The sequence below is a fragment of the Kribbella sp. NPDC003557 genome (assembly GCF_040610805.1).
GTDB lineage: Bacteria > Actinomycetota > Actinomycetes > Propionibacteriales > Kribbellaceae > Kribbella.
The window spans coordinates 142,276-157,549 of sequence record NZ_JBEXMY010000007.1; the positions used below are offsets into that span (position 1 = coordinate 142,276).

Here is a 15,274-nt window from a genome sequence, read left to right on the forward strand (position 1 = left end):
GACACCGGAGCCGACACCGGGACCGACTCGGGCGCGGCGAGGCGTTCCCCTGCCGGTGGCAGGTCGGCACAATGGCAAGCGGGGAGGGACGGTGGCGGCTGAGTTGTTGCCGATCGTGGCTGACACGCCGAGCGAGCAGCCGACGATGGGGTTCCAGGCGTACGCGGAGGCGATCGCGTCGGCGATCCGGGGTGGGTCGCCGCCGCAGTTCACCGTGGGTATCTACGGGTCCTGGGGCAGCGGGAAGTCCTCGCTGCTGAACGCGATCCGGGCCGAGCTCGCGAAGGACGCCGGCGTGCTGACGGTCCCGTTCGACGCCTGGCGGTACGAGCGGGCCGAGCACATCGTCGTACCGATGCTGAACGCGATCTACAGCGCCAGCCCGGAGCTGAACGACCCGAAGCTGACCGAGAAGGTCCGCTCGGCGCTGGCGTCGGTGGTCCGCAGCGTGACGATCAGCCTCGGCCCCGTGAAGGTGGATCCCGGCGCGGCGTTCGCACCGGCGGCGCGCGACGAGGGGTACGTCGCCGCGCTGGACTCGGCCTATGTGCGGCCGTACCAGGACCTGAAGGCGATCGCCGGCGCGCTCGGAAAACGCCGGATCGTGGTGCTCGTCGACGATCTGGACCGGTGTTCGCCGGACAAGGTGGTGTCGCTGCTGGAGGCGATCAACCTGGTGCTGGACGTGCCGGGGTTCGTGTTCGTCCTGGCGCTCGACTACGACGTCCTGGTCCGCGCGGTGACCGCGAAGTACCCGTACGCGTCGGGGCACGTGTTCATCGAGAAGATGGTGCAGGTCCCGTTCCGGGTGCCGCGGCTGGACATCCAGTCCGGCGTTTTCCTGGAGCAGTTGGTGCCCGGATGGAGCCCGCCGAAGGGCTCGCTGCCGGACGATTTCGGTGGCATCGCGTACGACGTCGCCACGCTGGGGCTGGCGGTGAACCCGCGGCAGGTCAAGCGCTTCATCAACTCGTTCCTGCTGCTGCTCCGGATCGCCGGCATCCGCACGATCTCGGCGACCCCTCGGCTGATCGCCGGCCTCGTCGGGCTGCAGCTGCGGTGGCCGGCGGAGTACCAGGACCTGACGGAAGCCGTGTACTCCGAGGACGACGATCCGCTGACCACGCTGCAGTCGACCGACCAACCCGATCTGGTCAGGTACGCGAAGGCGTTCTTCGACCCGGCGCCCCGCGTCGAGGAGCTCAGCGCGGTGCTGCACCTGACCGAGTCGGTGGCGCAGCCCGAGTCCGTCAGCGGTTTCCAGACCGGTGAGTACGACGTCTCGCACGTCAGCGCCCAGGACCTCCGCGACACGGCGGCCAGGGAGATCCGGGAGGTCCTGCTGCAGACAGGCTTCACCGAGTCCGCGCGCACGGCCGGGGTCTATCTGCACAAGAACCTGCCGTACCACCGCGTGCGGATCGGCAAGACTGTCCTCCGGTTCGAGGTCAAGGACGTGAACAACCGATGGTCACTCGGGCTGTCCTTGTGGCTGACGAAGGCCCTGCCCGAAGCGCTCGACCTGATCGGCAACTTCGCGGTCCTGCGGCGGCGGACGAACAAGGGCGCGCGAAGGATCCGGAAGCTGCCGCCAGAGGCTGAGCGTGACTACGGCTAGCCCTTAAGCCCTGTCTGGGCGAGGCCTTCGACGAACTGGCGCTGGGCCAGGACGAAGATGATCAGGACGGGTAGGGCGGACAGGGTCGCGGCGGCGAGCTGGGTGTTCCACATCGGGCCGCCGTACGCGTCGACGTACTGGGTGAGGGCCTGCGGGACCGTGAACTTCTGCTTCGAGGACAGGAACACGATCGGCTCGAGGTAGAGGTTCCAGCTGTGCAGGAAGGTGAAGATCGCCACCGCGCCGACCGCGGGCCGGGCCAGCGGGAGGCAGATCCGCCAGAACAGGCCGAAGCGTCCCAGCCCGTCGACGCGGCCGGCCTCCTCGAGCTCGTTCGGCAGCGTGATGAAGAACTGCCGCATGATGAACGTCGCCAGCACGCTCGGCGCGCCGAGCATCGGGATCAGGATCAGCGGCCAGTGCGTGTCCACCAGGCCGAACGCGTCGAACATCCGGTACAGCGGGATGATCGTCACCTCGTTCGGCACCAGCAGGCCGCTCAGCACGATCACGAACACGATCCCGGCACCGCGGAACCGGATCCGCGCGAACGCGTACCCGGCCAGCGCCGACACGGCCAGCGTCCCGACGGTCACGAGCAGCGCGATGTAGAGGCTGTTCAGGTACTGCCGGCCGAACGGCTGCAGCTCGAACACCTGGCGATACGCGTCGAGCGTCGGTGACCCCGGCAGCAGCGACGGCGGGAACGCGAAGATCTCGGACACCGGCTTCAGCGACGTCGTCGCCATCCACCAGATCGGGAACACGAACGGCACACAGCACACCAGCAGTACGCCGTACAGCGCCAGCTTAAGCCTCATGGAAAACCCACCTCTTGCGCATCCGCCACTGGACCACCGTCAGCACCAGGACGATGAAGAACAGCAGCAGCGAGAGCGTCGCGCCGTACCCGAAGTGATGGAACTGGAACGCCTGCTGGTACAGGTAGTAGACGAGCACCGTCGTCGACGTCTCCGGCCCGCCCTGGGTCAGGACGGCGATCTGCGCGAACACCTGCAGCGATCCGACGATGGTCAGGATCATCGTCAGCAGGATCGTCGGGCTGATCAGCGGTACGGTCACGCGCCGGAACCGGGCCCATGCGGACGCGCCGTCGATCCGGGCGGCCTCGTACAGCTCGGCCGGGACGCCCTGCAGCGCGGCCAGGAACAGCACCATGTTCAGGCCGACGTTCTTGAACAGCTGGACGACGATCACCGACGCCATCGCCGTACCGCCGGAGCGCAGCCAGTTCGGCCCGTCGATGCCCAGGAAATCCAGGAAACCGTTGATTCCGCCGTTGTCCTGGAGCAGGAAACCCCAGACGATCGTCCAGGCGACCAGCGTCACCACGACCGGCGAGAAGAACAAGGTCCGGAAAACCACCGTTCCGCGCAGTTTCTGGTTCAGCAGCACGGCCAGGAACAGCGCGAGGCTGAGGTTCAGCACGACCAGGCCGACCGAGAACAGACCTGTTGCCCTGAGCACCGGCCCCAGCCGGGTGTCGGACGCCAGCGCCGCGTAGTTGTCGCCGCCGACGAACTCGAACGTCCCGCCCAGCACGTTCCACTCGTGCACGCTGTACCAGACCACCAGCCCGAGCGGCACGAGAACGAAGGCGACGATCCCGGCGAGCTGCGGCAGGACCATCAGCCAACCGGCCAGCGTGTCCCGCCGCCGCATCGTCCAGTACGGCGCACGCTCCGCCGGCGCCACGGAGGGCGCCGGCTTGTCGAGGAGCAGGGTCATTTCGCCAGCAGGGGGTTGATCTTCGAGCAGACGCCGGACAGCACGGTCTTGACGTCGGCGTCCGGCTTCCACAGCGGGTCGAGCGCGGCGCGGACGGTCTGCTGCACCTCGGCGTACCCGGTGTGGCTGGGCTTGATCGTGCCGTTCTCGATGCCCTTGACCACAACGCTGTCCAGCTGGGCGGGCTTGAGCAGCGGGTTCGCCTTGGCGAGCGTGGCCGAGTTCAGCTGGGACTTGCGCGGCGGCGGGAAGAACTGCGCGAGCTTGGCCGAGTTCTCCGCGTTGCTGAAGTACGCCAGGAACTGCTTGGCGGCGTCGGCGTGCTTGCCGCGCTTGAAGACACCGATCCCGGCCTGCCCGACGACGGAGTACTCACCCGACGGGCCCTTGGGCAGCGGCACCAGATCCCACTGGAACTTGGCCTTCTCGAGCAGCGCGGCGCGGCTGATCTGCGTCACGACCATCGCCGAGTCGCCGGCGTAGAAGTCCTTCGTGACGCCGGGACCCGGCATCCCCTTGTCGGTGAAGATCAGCTTGTGGACGAACGTCATCGCGTCCACCATCGCCGGCTGGTCGAACTCGCAGGTCTTGCCGTCCTCGCTCCACGGCCGTGCGCCCCAGCCGGCCCAGATCGCGTTCAGCGTGTCCCAGCCCTTGTAGTCGAAGTCGCCGACCACGACGCCGCCCTTGCCGCGGGCCTGCACGGCGGCAGCGGTCTTCGCGGCCTCCTCCCAGGTCCACGTCCCCGAGGCGATCTGCTGGGCCGGAGCCGGCCGCCCCGCCGCTTTCACCAGGTCGGTGTTGACGAACACCCCCAGCGGCGAGGTGGAGAACGGGTACGCGTACAGCTTGCCGTCCTTCTCCCAGTTGGCCGTCGTGCTCGGCAGCAGGTCGGCGTCCTTGTCGATCGGCTCGAGCGCGCCCGAGCTGACGAAGTCCGGCGCGTTGCTCTCGAAGATCCACGCCAGGTCGGGCACGTTGCCGCCGCCGATCTGCGTGGTCAGTGTGGTCGTGTAGCTGTCGAACGGGACCGACTCGAAGGTGATCCTGCCGATCTCCGGGTGGTCCTTCTTGTAGGCGGCGGCGATCTGGTCGAACAGCGCGACGTGCTTGGCGTTCGCGCTCCAGATCGTCATCCGCAGGTCGATCGGCCCGCTGTCACCGGAGCCGGACCCGCCGTCACCGCCGCCGCCACAAGCCGCTGCCGCCAGCAGCGCCGTGGCGGTCAATGCCGCTGTCAGGATCTTCATGGGAGTCCTCCATCAGTAGCCGGCGACGGCCGGCCAGGCGAGTTCGATGCCCTGAGCAACCAGACGGTCCTGGAACCCGGCGAGCAGGGCAGGGGTGTTGCGGACCGCCCGCGGCGCGACGCCGCGGTCGAGGCAGTACGCCGCGAGCGCGCCGGCGGCCTCGCCGATGTTCCACTCGACGGGGTGCAGCCGGTAGCAGCCGTTGGTGATGTGCGTGGTGCCGAGGTTCTTGTTCGCGGGCAGCAGGTTCTCCACCCGCTCCGGGAGCAGCGCGCCGAGCGGGATCCGGAACGGACTGCTCGCCACGTCGATGTAGTTGTCGCCGCCGGTCGACGGGTGCAGGTCGATCCGGTACATGCCGACGCCGACGCTGTCGTCGTACTCGACCGCGCCGTGCTCACCGCGGACGGCGACCGACAGGTCCTGCTCGACGATCGTGTACTCGGCCTTGATCCGCCGCGACTCACGGATGTACGGCGCCTGCGCCAGACCGTCCGCGGAGCCGACCAGATCGCCCCGCAACCGCAGTCCCGGAAAACCTGTTCCGCCGTCGGGTCGCGGGGCCTCGGTCTGCAGCCAGTACAGAACGGACTGCGAGAGCTCACGCGCCGCCGCCAGATGCTTCGCCGCGTCCGGCACATCGATCACCGGGCCCTCGAAGTAGTCGATCATCGGCCAGTTCACCAGGCAGATGTCGCTCGCGTACGTCCCCGGGACGAAGTGCCGGCGAGCGGCGATCCGGCGGAACGTCCACAGATTCGTGTCACCACCGGTCCGCCGCTGGTCGGCGACCACCGCGAGCGGATCGTCGTCGGGGTTGGGGGTGAAGGTCCGCCGCGAGCTCTCCAGGGTGCGCGGGTTCGGGGCCGTCCAGGACAGCAGCCGATCACCCCAGAACGACGGCTGGTAGTTCCGCCAGAACGCGTAGTTCGCCGGCTTGTCCCCGACCTGATCTCCGTCGACGTGGTCGACCGCGAAGCAGTACGAGACCGCCTGCATGTTCAGCGGCTGCGCCTCGGCGGGCGCACTCGGCTCGCCGGTCTGGCTCTGCGCCTCGAAGCCGGTGACGTACTCCGTCCCGGTCAGCGGCAGCAGCTCGCCCGTCTCGGTCGCGTCGAGGATGTACGGCGCGGTGAGCGTCAGCCGCTCCTCGGTGTCGCGGTGCTGCACGGTGACCGCGGTGACCCGGTCGCCGTCCGTGTCCGCGGCGACGGGACGGTACGGCTGCAGGACCTGGAGCCGGCGACCGGCCCGGTACGGCGCGAGCATGGCCTCCAGCACCGCGAGCGCGACGCGTGGCTCGTGGCACAGCTTGGACACGTAGCCGGCGCCCGGATTGAGCTGGGCGGCGGCGCGCGACGCCTCCGTCAGCGGGTAGTGGCGGCGGTAGTAGTCACGGATGCCGTCGCGCAGCGCCCGGTACGACGCCGTGACGCCGAACTGCTCGACCCAGGTGTGCTCGTCCGGCGGGACGGCCTGGCTGGTCAGCTGGCCGCCGAGCCAGTCGAACTCCTCGGTCATGATCACCGAGCGGCCGGCACGCAGCGCGGCCAGAGCCGCGGCGACGCCGCCGAGTCCGCCGCCGATCACAAGTACATCGGTATGCATTCAGGCACCTTCGGGTGGAGTGAGTGTGATTCCGTCGGTCAGTTCGCAGGGCAGCAGCAGTTGCTGCTCGGTGGCGGTCCCGCTGAGGACCGCCTCGAGCAGCTCGACCGCGCGGACGCCCATCGCCCGCCGCGGGACGTGGAAGCCGCTGAAGTCCAGGTCGCTGGCCGCGGCCCGGGTCGCGTCGCCGAGCGCGACCACGGACAGGTCGCCCGGTACGTCGACGCCGCGCTCGGCGGCCGCGGCGTACAACGCGATGGCGTCGGCGCGCTCCTCGACGAACGCGGCGGTGATCCGGCGGTCCAGCAGGTCGTCGAGCACCTCGCCCGGCGAGCGGTCGAGGGTCGGCAGGTGCGGTGCGCGCGGGCCGGCCGCCGCGCGGAAGCCGCGCAGCCGGTCGGCCGACGACTCGGCGCCGACGCCCAGCCCGACGAACGCGATCCGCCGGTGACCGAGCGCCTGCGCCCGCTCCGCGACCGTCCGGGTGGCCGTGCCGTAGTCGGCGCCGACGTACGGCACCGGGCCGCCGGCGTCGTCGCGGCGGCCGACCGAGACGAACGGGTAGTCCTCGGCGATCAACCGGGCCAGCTCGTCGGCCGGGATCTCACGCCCGAGCAGCAGGCAGCCGTCGGCGATCCGGAGCCGGTTGTTCTCGTGGAAGATCCGCCGGTGGCCGTCGGTCACCGGAGCGCTGGTGAAGAGCAGCAGGTCCCAGCCGAGCCGCTCGGCGCGGTCCTCGATACCGGCCAGGAACGGGTGGTAGAAGTCGCCGCTCGCGCTCGGGAACACCGACTCGTAGGTGAACACGCCGAGGATCTGGTTGCGCTGCTTGGTCATCCGGCGGGCCAGCGGGTCGGCCTGGTAGCCGGTCTCGCGGATCACCTTCAGCACCCGGTCGCGGGTCTCGGCCGGGATCCGCGCACTCGCGTCGCTGCGGTTGTTCAGCACCAGCGAGACCGTGGTCTGGCTGACCTTGGCCAGCCGCGCGATGTCGCGCTGGGTGAGTCGGGCGGTCGCCTTGTCCGGCATCGATCGATCCTTCGCAGTAATACGGATTGCCGGGGACATTAGAACAGGTCCCGGAGCGGCGTCAAGAGCTCGGTGGTGCTGCTAATTCGGATTACTAAAGCCGAGGTCTTGACCACGGCTGGTGCGGCGCAGAAAACTCGCCGCAGTCCCGATCGTCGCGAGGAGAGCGTCCATGCTGAGTCGCCGCCACTTCACCGGCCTGGCCGCCGCCACCGTCGCCGCACCTTTCGTCCCCGCCGGCCTCCAGCCGGCCGCAGCCTCGCCGGCCGCCGCGTCACCGGGCGCGGCGTTCCCGCCCGCGGCGTCGCCGAACGTGCTCGACCTCGGGCCGTCATCCGGCGTCGGGTCGGTGCCGGGCTTCGGGTCGGCGTACGACGCCTGTCCGCCGGACCCGACCGCGGTCGTCCTCGGCTCACCGGGTTTCGAGGCCGGCGCGGACGCGACCGGCGCGCTGCAGGCCGCGGTCGACGAGGCGTCCCGGCGCGGGATCGCCAACCGGCTCGGCGACATCCTCGGCGGCGCCCGCGACTTCCCGCTCGGCGACGGCGGCGGCGTGGTGTTCGTACCGCCCGGGACCTACACGCTGTCGGCGCCGATCGACGTGCACGACTCGGTCCGCATCATCGGCTTCGGCCCGTCCCGCCCGCGGTTCGTGCTCGCGCCGAACAGCCCGGGGTACGCCGGCACCGCGCCGCGTGACGTCTTCTCGTTCCGGCGCCGCCCGGTCGGCGGCCCGGTCACGTACGCGAACAACGACACGTTCGGATCCGGCCTGATCAACGTGGACATCGAGATCGGCGCCGGCAATCCGCGGGCGATCGCGGTCCGGTTCGGCGGCGCGCAACTCTGCCTGCTGCAGGACCTCGACCTCGACGTGGGCGACGGCTGGGCCGGCATCGACCACAACGCGAACCTGATCCAGCGCGTCCGCGTCCGCGGCGGCGCGGTCGGCTTCACCGCGTACGCCGCCTCCGCCGGCTGGCCGACCACGCTGCTGGACTGCCGCTTCACCGGTCAGCGCGAGACCGCCGTCCGGGCGAACAACGACGCCAAACTGGTGCTCGTCCGCACCGTCCTGGCCGACGCGCCCCGCGGCGTCGAGTGCGTCCCGGCCCAGTTCCTGCACCTCTACCTGCACGGCTGCGTCCTCGACACTGTTGCCGAGGGCATCGTCATGAACGACAGCGATCAGGTGCCCGGGGCGGGCGATCCGCGGATCCTCAACAGCAACCAGCTCAACCTGGTCAACAGCGTCGTACGCCGGACCCCGACAATCCTCACGCTGGCGCAGAGCGGTCGCCGGACGCCGGCCCGCGACGGCGGTATCGACCTCAGCTACGGACTGCGGATCACCGATGCGCTGTCGGCGCGCGAGGCGCGGACCTTCGGCGTGGTGAGGTCGCAGGGCGCGCCCGACCGCGATGTGCTGAGGACCGACGTTCCGGACCTGCCGAGCGTGACGACCTGGGTCAGCGTCGCGGACGTGGCCGCCCGGATGGGCCGGACCGTCGGCGCGGGTGCTGACGATCTTCCCGTCTTCCAGGCGGCCGTGGACCGGCACGACAACGTGTTCGTACCGATCGGCGAGTACCTGCTGGCCGGGACGCTGCGGCTGCGCCAGGGCTCGAACCTGATCGGCCTGCATCCCCGCCAGACGTGGCTGCGCACCCCCGACGGAACGGCGTACTTCGGTGATCCGGAGCGGCCGCGCGCACTGGTCGAGACGCCGCCGGGCGGACGCACCATCGTCCACGGCCTCGGCCTGGACACGGCCCGGAACACGCCCGGCGCGGTCAACGTCAGCTGGCGGTCCGGCCGCGGGTCGTACCTCGCCGACATCGCCACCCAGTTCGTGAAGTGGCACCCGGACAACGTGCCGGGCGGCGACCCCGGCTACACGTACAAGGGGAAACACAAGTACGGCGTCTGGGTCCGCGGCGGCGGGGGAGTGCTGTCGAACATCTGGAGTTCGAACGGCTGGGCCGACAACGGGCTGCTCGTCGAGCAGTCGGCACTACCGACGTCGGCGTACGAACTGTCGATCGAGCACCACCAGCACCGTGAGGTCGTCCTCCGGCAGGTTTCCGGCTGGCAGTTCTTCGGGCTGCAGACCGAGGACCACATCTACGGCTGGCGGTCGCAGGCCCTCGAACTCGACCGCTGCCACCATCTGCTGTTCGCCAATTCCGTCCTGTTCCGGGTCGCCACGGTGCTCGGCCCGTCGCCGTACGGGGTGGGGCTGCGGGACTGTCACGACATCGTTTTCCGTGGCAATCGCGGCTACCGCGACAAGACACCCGAGTTCACCCAGTGGGGCGCCGCGGTCGCCGACGTCCGGAGCGGCCGCAGCGTGCCCGATCCCGAGTTCGCCGTTCTCACCGTCCGCTGAAACTACTTCAGGAGCTCACACATGCACGTCAAACGTCGTACCGTGCTGCTCGGCGCCGTCGGCGCCGGTCTGGCCCCCGCTGTGACGGCCGCCCCGGCCGCCCACGCCGCCGGGCTGCCGCTGCTGGCGAGTCTGCCGGCCGGAGCGCCGGACCGTCGGCTGTTCACCCCGGGGGAACAGCGGTTCGCGGGGTACCTGGTGATCCTCGCGCCGATGACCAACGACATCGTCGACACCGACCCGTACGGCTTCATGGGCGGCGGCTGGTGGCGGACACCGGCCCAGCCGTACAACTCCCGGGTGCAGGAACACGTTTTCACGCTCAGCTGGTTCTACGCGAACCAACGAGCCTGGAACCCGTACTACCGCGACAGCGCGCTGCTCGGCCGGCTCGACGCCGCACTGCAGCACTACCTGGACCTGCAGAACCCGGACGGCTCGTGGCCGGAGTACTCCCCGGGCGAACGCGGAAAGGCGTCCAGCGGTTTCGGTATCGGCTACCTGGCCAAGACGCTGGCCAATCTGCGCCAGGCACGCGCCCTGCCCAGCCGGCGGACCCAGTTGGAAGGCGCCCTGCGCAAGGGCGTCGACTGGTACCTGGACCCGGGCAACTCGGTCGTCTGGGACGACCCGTTCGAGTACACGAACCAGGCCGTCGCAGGAGTCGCAGGCTCGGCACTCACGCTGCGGCTGTTGCCCGACCAGGCCCGGTGGCTGAAGTTGCAGGACCGGATCCGCTTCGTTGCGAAGTGGGCGCAGAGCCCGGCCGGGTTCTTCTACGACCCGCGCGGCATGGACATCAACTACAACTTCGAGGTCATGCTGCCGGAGATGGCCGAGCTCTACCTGCAGACGAAGAACCCGCTGCTGGTCTCGATGACCCGCAAGTTCGCCGACTGGTTCGGCTACAACCTGCTCCGCGAACCCGACGGCTCCGGCTGGCTGACGTACTACGCGGTCTCCGACCGGACCTCGGTCGCGTACTACGACGACGTGATCCCGGACCCGGACCGCAGCATCCTCGGCTCGCACTTCGTCCCCGCCGTACAGAACCTCGGCGCGTTCTTCACCTCCCGCGAGGACAAGGCCGCGACCCGCCAGGCGTGGGCCGCCGACCCGGCGCCGGTGCCGGCCCTGGCCAAGCAGGACACATCGCCGCGGATCATCGCGCACGCGCCGTACGGCGAGACGCTGCCGACCCGAACCGCCAAGCGCGCCGCGATCGCCGACCTCCCGTACCTGAGCCGCGACAACTTCACCGAGCGGCGTCACGACGACGACGGCAACCAGGACTACCTCTACGTACGGCGGCCGGGGCTGTACCTCGGCGCGTTCTTCGGCGAGCGGCAGGGCAGCGCGGTGAAGGCCGGGACCGGATTCCTGTGGCACCCGGCCGCCGGCACCGTGATCCACGCGCAGCAGACCGCGACCGGCTGCTGGGGCACGGTCCGCGCGGGCAAGGCCGATGCCGAGAGCAACCTGGTCGCTGACTACCCGTCGAAGGACGTCGTCCGCTACCGCACGCCCGACGGCTCGGTGTCGACCGAACTCGTCATCGGCTCGCACTCGGTCAGCCGCCGGGTCACCGCGACCGGCGCCGCGACCGAGCAGATCCCGCTGGTGCTGCAGCCGGACGACGAGGTGGTGTTCTCGGACGGGACCGTCGTGCCGTACGGCGAGACGCGGACGGCCACCGCCGACGGCGTCGTGCTCCGTCGGGGTGGCGCCACGATCACGATCACCTGGTCCGGCCGCCGGACGGCGACGCTCAGCACGTCGTCGAGGACATACCTGCGGGACCAGCGCCGGCGCGTCCACGTGCTGCGGATTCCGCACGACGGCTCGCTGGAGACCGTCGTGCGGACCGCGTGATCAGGACGTCCGCAGCCGCAGGACCTGGCGCCCCGGCGTCCGGCCGGTCAGATAGACGCGCAGCCCGTCCGGGGTGAGGCTGCCGCCCAGGTAGGTGTAGCGCTCGCCCGGGTCCATCGCGACCCGGGCGGCGCCGTTGCCCGGACCGAACTCGATCCGGTCCGCGCCGACCGTGTAGCTGCCGGTCCCGGTCGCCAGCTGATAGTTGCCGGAAGCATCCAATTGCTGCACGCCGGTCAGCTCACCGCCGGCCCGGAAACAGAGCTCGACGGCGTACCCGGTCTCGTCCCCGGCGAAGTCGAACGTCAGGTCGTAGCCCGACGCGACCTCGACGACGGTGATCTCGGTCTGCAAGGTCCGGTACTGCTTCGGACGATGCGGAAACCCCATGGACGCGTAGAAGCGCCCGTCGGGGGTCAGCGCGTAGCGGCCGTCGGCCCGGCGGTACCGCTTCGGGAGCGGCAGGTGGTACGGAACCTGGACCTCCTGCTGGAGCTTGAACGTACCGGGCGCCGTCCGCCGCAGTCCCTCGCTGCGGAAATGTCCGGTGCTGAAGAACTGCGGCGACAGCCGGACCGAGTCGAGGATCGCCGCACCGTTGCGGAGCTTGAAGAACGTCGGGTTCGTGGACAGGCCCGACGAGATCACCGGGATGTCGTGGAAGTCGGTGCCGCCGAAAACGGTTGCCGTCCGGTCCCCGCGGCGGATCCGCACGGAGGCCTGGGACGGGTAGTGCTGCACGAAGTCCGTGGGCGCCGGCGCAGCGGCCGGCAGGACCGCGGACAGCTCCGGCCGCTCCAGCACCTCCGCCAGGAAGTCGCCGAGCTCGCCGGTCCCGCGCGCCTCGATGCTCTTGGCGACTGTCGTGAACCGGCCGTCACCGGTGTGCAGTGCCAGTTCACGGAACTGGGTCAGGTACCACCAGACGTCGCGCACGCCCTTCTGGTCCTGCCGTCGCGAAGCGGTCGTGTCCACCTCGCCGTTCGGCTCGAGCAGGTACAGCGTCACGTCGAGGTTCCGCCGTACGTAGTCCAGCAGGGCGGGCTTGTCGCGCAGCCACGCGATCGTCAGCAGGCACGGGTTCGTCACCTCGGCCGCGTACGTCGAGCTGCGCTCGCTGTAGATCCCGTCCGGGGTCGCGTCGATACCCTCGTCGAGCCAGTCCTCGATCCGCGCCGCGTACCGCCGGTCCGGGAACAGGTGGTGTGCCCGGGCCAGTGCCGCGGACACCTCCCACCGGTGGTTGGGCGTGTGCACGCCGCCCGACGCCAGCGCCGGACCGGCTTTCTTGATCACCGAGGCCAGCGTCGCGCGCATCGACGCGGTCTCCGGCTGACCGTCCGCGTCCAGCAGCGCGTACAGCATGCACACGTCCTGGATCGCGAAAGCGCTGTCCGGCGGCGAGTGCAGGTTGCCGACGTCGTACAGGCCGTCCTCGTGCTGCCGGGCGGCGAGCTGGTCGACCAGCCAACCGAGGGCCGCGAGGAGCGAGGCGTCGTGATGGTACGGCGACCGTCCCCAGGCATAGCCGGACACCAGCCGGCGGGCCTTGCGGGCCACGGTCCGGACACTGTCGGAAACGTTCTGAAAGTTGCCGAGCACGATCGGAATCTGTTTCCGGTTCGCCTCGGTCAGCAGGGTCAGGAAGTCCTCGTCCACGGCTGCCACCTCAGCACGAGCCGCACCTGGATGCAGCGCGCCGAGCGCGACCGTGGTCAGCGAACCGGTGAGAAAAGTACGTCGCAGCATCGGGATCTCCGTCGGTAAGCGGTTGCCAAATGCTCAGAACTGTCGCGCCGGAAACTTTGTCCTGTCAATAGCTCGCGGGCGGTCCGGATCCGGTCGTCCGCTACATCGGTGAACTCTTGCGTAAACCGGTTTCTCGTACTAGCTTGACCGGCCAAGGCAAGCGCTTTCCTAGGTGGTGACCATGAGTGCGTTGGGCGAGCTGGGCAGTCTGAGGGGCAAGAAACCGGCGGGTCAGAAGAAGGACAACCTGGCCGGATATCTGTTCCTGGCGCCGTGGTTGCTCGGGCTGTTCCTGATCACGATCGGGCCGATGGCAGCCTCGCTGTACCTGTCCTTCACGGACTACAACCTGATCCAGGCGCCGCAGTGGATCGGCCTGGAGAACTTCTCCCGGATGCTGTCCGACGAGCGGCTGCACAACTCGCTGCGGGTGACGTTCACCTACGTGTTCGTCTCGGTGCCGCTGCAGTTGGCGATCGCGCTGCTGCTGGCCGTCGTCCTGGACCGCGGCGTCCGCGGGATGGCCTTCTACCGCTCGGTGTTCTACCTGCCGTCGCTGCTCGGCTCGAGTGTCGCGATCGCGATCCTCTGGCGGCAGGTGTTCGGCACCACCGGCCTGCTCAACCAGGTGCTGGACGTGTTCGGCATCGAGGGCAAGGGCTGGATCTCCGACCCGAGCACCGCGCTCGGCACGCTCGTCGTCCTGAACGTCTGGACGTTCGGGTCGCCGATGGTGATCTTCCTGGCCGGACTCCGGCAGATCCCGACGATGTACTACGAGGCCGCGTCGGTCGACGGGGCCGGCGTCCTGCGGCGGTTCTTCAGCATCACGCTGCCGCTGCTCACGCCGATCATCTTCTTCAACCTGGTGCTGCAGATCATCCACGCGTTCCAGTCGTTCACCCAGGCGTTCGTCGTCTCCGGGGGCAGCGGCGGGCCGTCGGACTCGACGATGTTCTTCACGCTGTACCTCTACGACCGGGGCTTCGGGAACTTCGACATGGGCTACGCCTCCGCGATGGCGTGGTTCCTGCTCGTGATCATCGGGGTCTTCACCGCCGCGAACTTCTTCGCCTCGAAGTACTGGGTGTTCTATGACGACTGAGACGACGACCGAGACGCTGACCCGAACCGTCGCCACCCGCCGGGCCTCGGCCGTCAGCTGGTCCCGGATCCGGCCGCTGGTGATCCACGTCGTGCTGGCCGGTTCCGCGCTGGTGATGCTGTACCCGGTGATCTGGATGGTGGTCAGCTCGCTGCGCCCCGGCAACGAGATCTTCCGCGACCCGGGGATCTTGGTGAAGGACCTGCGGATCGAGAACTACCGGGTCGGCTGGAACGCGCTGACCGAGCCGTTCACCCGCTACCTGCTGAACTCGGCGCTGGTGGTGCTCGGCTCGATCATCGGCAACCTGGTGTCCTGCTCGATGGCGGCCTACGCGTTCGCCCGGCTGGAGTTCACCGCGAAGAAGTTCTGGTTCGCGATCATGCTGCTCAGCATCATGCTGCCGATCCACGTGGTGATCGTGCCGCAGTACATCCTGTTCTCGAACCTGGGCTGGATCAACACGGTGCTGCCGCTGGTGGTGCCGAAGCTGCTCGCCACCGACGCGTTCTTCGTGTTCCTGATGGTGCAGTTCATCCGCGGCATCCCGCGCGAGCTGGACGAGGCCGCCCGGATCGACGGCTGCGGCAAGGCCTCGATCTTCCTCCGGATCATCCTCCCGCTGATGGTGCCGGCGTTGGCCACCACGACGATCTTCACGTTCATCTGGACCTGGAACGACTTCTTCAGCCAGCTGATCTACCTGACCGATCCGCACATGTACACCGTCCCGGTCGCGCTGCGGTCGTTCGTCGACTCGACCTCCAGCTCGTCCTGGGGCTCGATGTTCGCGATGTCGGTCGTCTCCCTCGTCCCGGTCTTCCTCGCGTTCCTGCTGGGCCAGCGGTTCCTGATCAAGGGCATCGCGACCACCGGCATCAAGTAACCCCTGAAAGGTGCACTTC

At 69.2% G+C, this 15,274-nt stretch carries 11 protein-coding genes; 5 read left to right on the plus strand and 6 right to left on the minus strand.

What is annotated here, in order from left to right:
• The first annotated feature begins 91 nt into the window (after nt 1–91).
• Nucleotides 92–1,618: a P-loop NTPase fold protein gene (locus ABZW60_RS28960; RefSeq protein ID WP_355482086.1), complete on the plus strand. Its 1,527-nt coding sequence runs from the start codon at nt 92–94 to the stop codon at nt 1,616–1,618.
• Here the strand turns inward: ABZW60_RS28960 and ABZW60_RS28965 are convergent.
• From ABZW60_RS28965 to ABZW60_RS28985, 5 genes are read right to left on the minus strand one after another with little or no spacing between them, the layout of a single operon-like run.
• Nucleotides 1,615–2,439, minus strand: coding sequence for a carbohydrate ABC transporter permease (locus ABZW60_RS28965; RefSeq protein WP_355482088.1), 825 nt, complete (start codon nt 2,437–2,439; stop codon nt 1,615–1,617). The two genes, ABZW60_RS28960 and ABZW60_RS28965, sit on opposite strands and share 4 nt — an antisense overlap.
• Nucleotides 2,429–3,367, minus strand: coding sequence for a sugar ABC transporter permease (locus ABZW60_RS28970; RefSeq protein WP_355482090.1), 939 nt, complete (start codon nt 3,365–3,367; stop codon nt 2,429–2,431). Before ABZW60_RS28970 ends, ABZW60_RS28965 begins: the two co-directional genes overlap by 11 nt.
• Nucleotides 3,364–4,617 (minus strand): sugar ABC transporter substrate-binding protein, encoded by a 1,254-nt coding sequence (locus tag ABZW60_RS28975; RefSeq protein WP_355482092.1) that lies wholly within the window; start codon nt 4,615–4,617, stop codon nt 3,364–3,366. Before ABZW60_RS28975 ends, ABZW60_RS28970 begins: the two co-directional genes overlap by 4 nt.
• 12 nt (nt 4,618–4,629) lie before the next feature.
• Nucleotides 4,630–6,225, minus strand: a complete 1,596-nt coding sequence (locus ABZW60_RS28980) for an FAD-dependent oxidoreductase (RefSeq protein ID WP_355482094.1) — start codon at nt 6,223–6,225, stop codon at nt 4,630–4,632.
• Nucleotides 6,226–7,254, minus strand: a complete 1,029-nt coding sequence (locus ABZW60_RS28985; RefSeq protein WP_355482096.1) for a LacI family DNA-binding transcriptional regulator — start codon at nt 7,252–7,254, stop codon at nt 6,226–6,228.
• Between the two features lie 172 nt (nt 7,255–7,426).
• Between ABZW60_RS28985 and ABZW60_RS28990 the strand changes: the two genes are divergently transcribed.
• Both ABZW60_RS28990 and ABZW60_RS28995 read left to right on the plus strand, forming a co-directional pair.
• Nucleotides 7,427–9,643 (plus strand): glycosyl hydrolase family 28-related protein, encoded by a 2,217-nt coding sequence (locus ABZW60_RS28990; protein ID WP_355482098.1) that lies wholly within the window; start codon nt 7,427–7,429, stop codon nt 9,641–9,643.
• A gap of 21 nt (nt 9,644–9,664) precedes the next feature.
• Nucleotides 9,665–11,515 (plus strand): hypothetical protein, encoded by a 1,851-nt coding sequence (locus ABZW60_RS28995; protein ID WP_355482100.1) that lies wholly within the window; start codon nt 9,665–9,667, stop codon nt 11,513–11,515.
• Here the strand turns inward: ABZW60_RS28995 and ABZW60_RS29000 are convergent, their stop codons facing one another.
• Nucleotides 11,516–13,264, minus strand: coding sequence for a hypothetical protein (locus ABZW60_RS29000; RefSeq protein WP_355482102.1), 1,749 nt, complete (start codon nt 13,262–13,264; stop codon nt 11,516–11,518).
• Nucleotides 13,265–13,445: 181 nt separating this feature from the next.
• Here ABZW60_RS29000 and ABZW60_RS29005 point away from each other — a divergent pair, with 181 nt between their 5' ends.
• A complete protein-coding gene (locus tag ABZW60_RS29005; protein WP_355482104.1) occupies nt 13,446–14,369 on the plus strand; it encodes a sugar ABC transporter permease in 924 nt (307 codons plus the stop codon).
• A complete protein-coding gene (locus ABZW60_RS29010) occupies nt 14,359–15,255 on the plus strand; it encodes a carbohydrate ABC transporter permease (protein ID WP_355482106.1) in 897 nt (298 codons plus the stop codon). The genes ABZW60_RS29005 and ABZW60_RS29010 overlap by 11 nt, the downstream gene beginning before the upstream one ends.
• Nucleotides 15,256–15,274 lie beyond the last annotated feature (19 nt).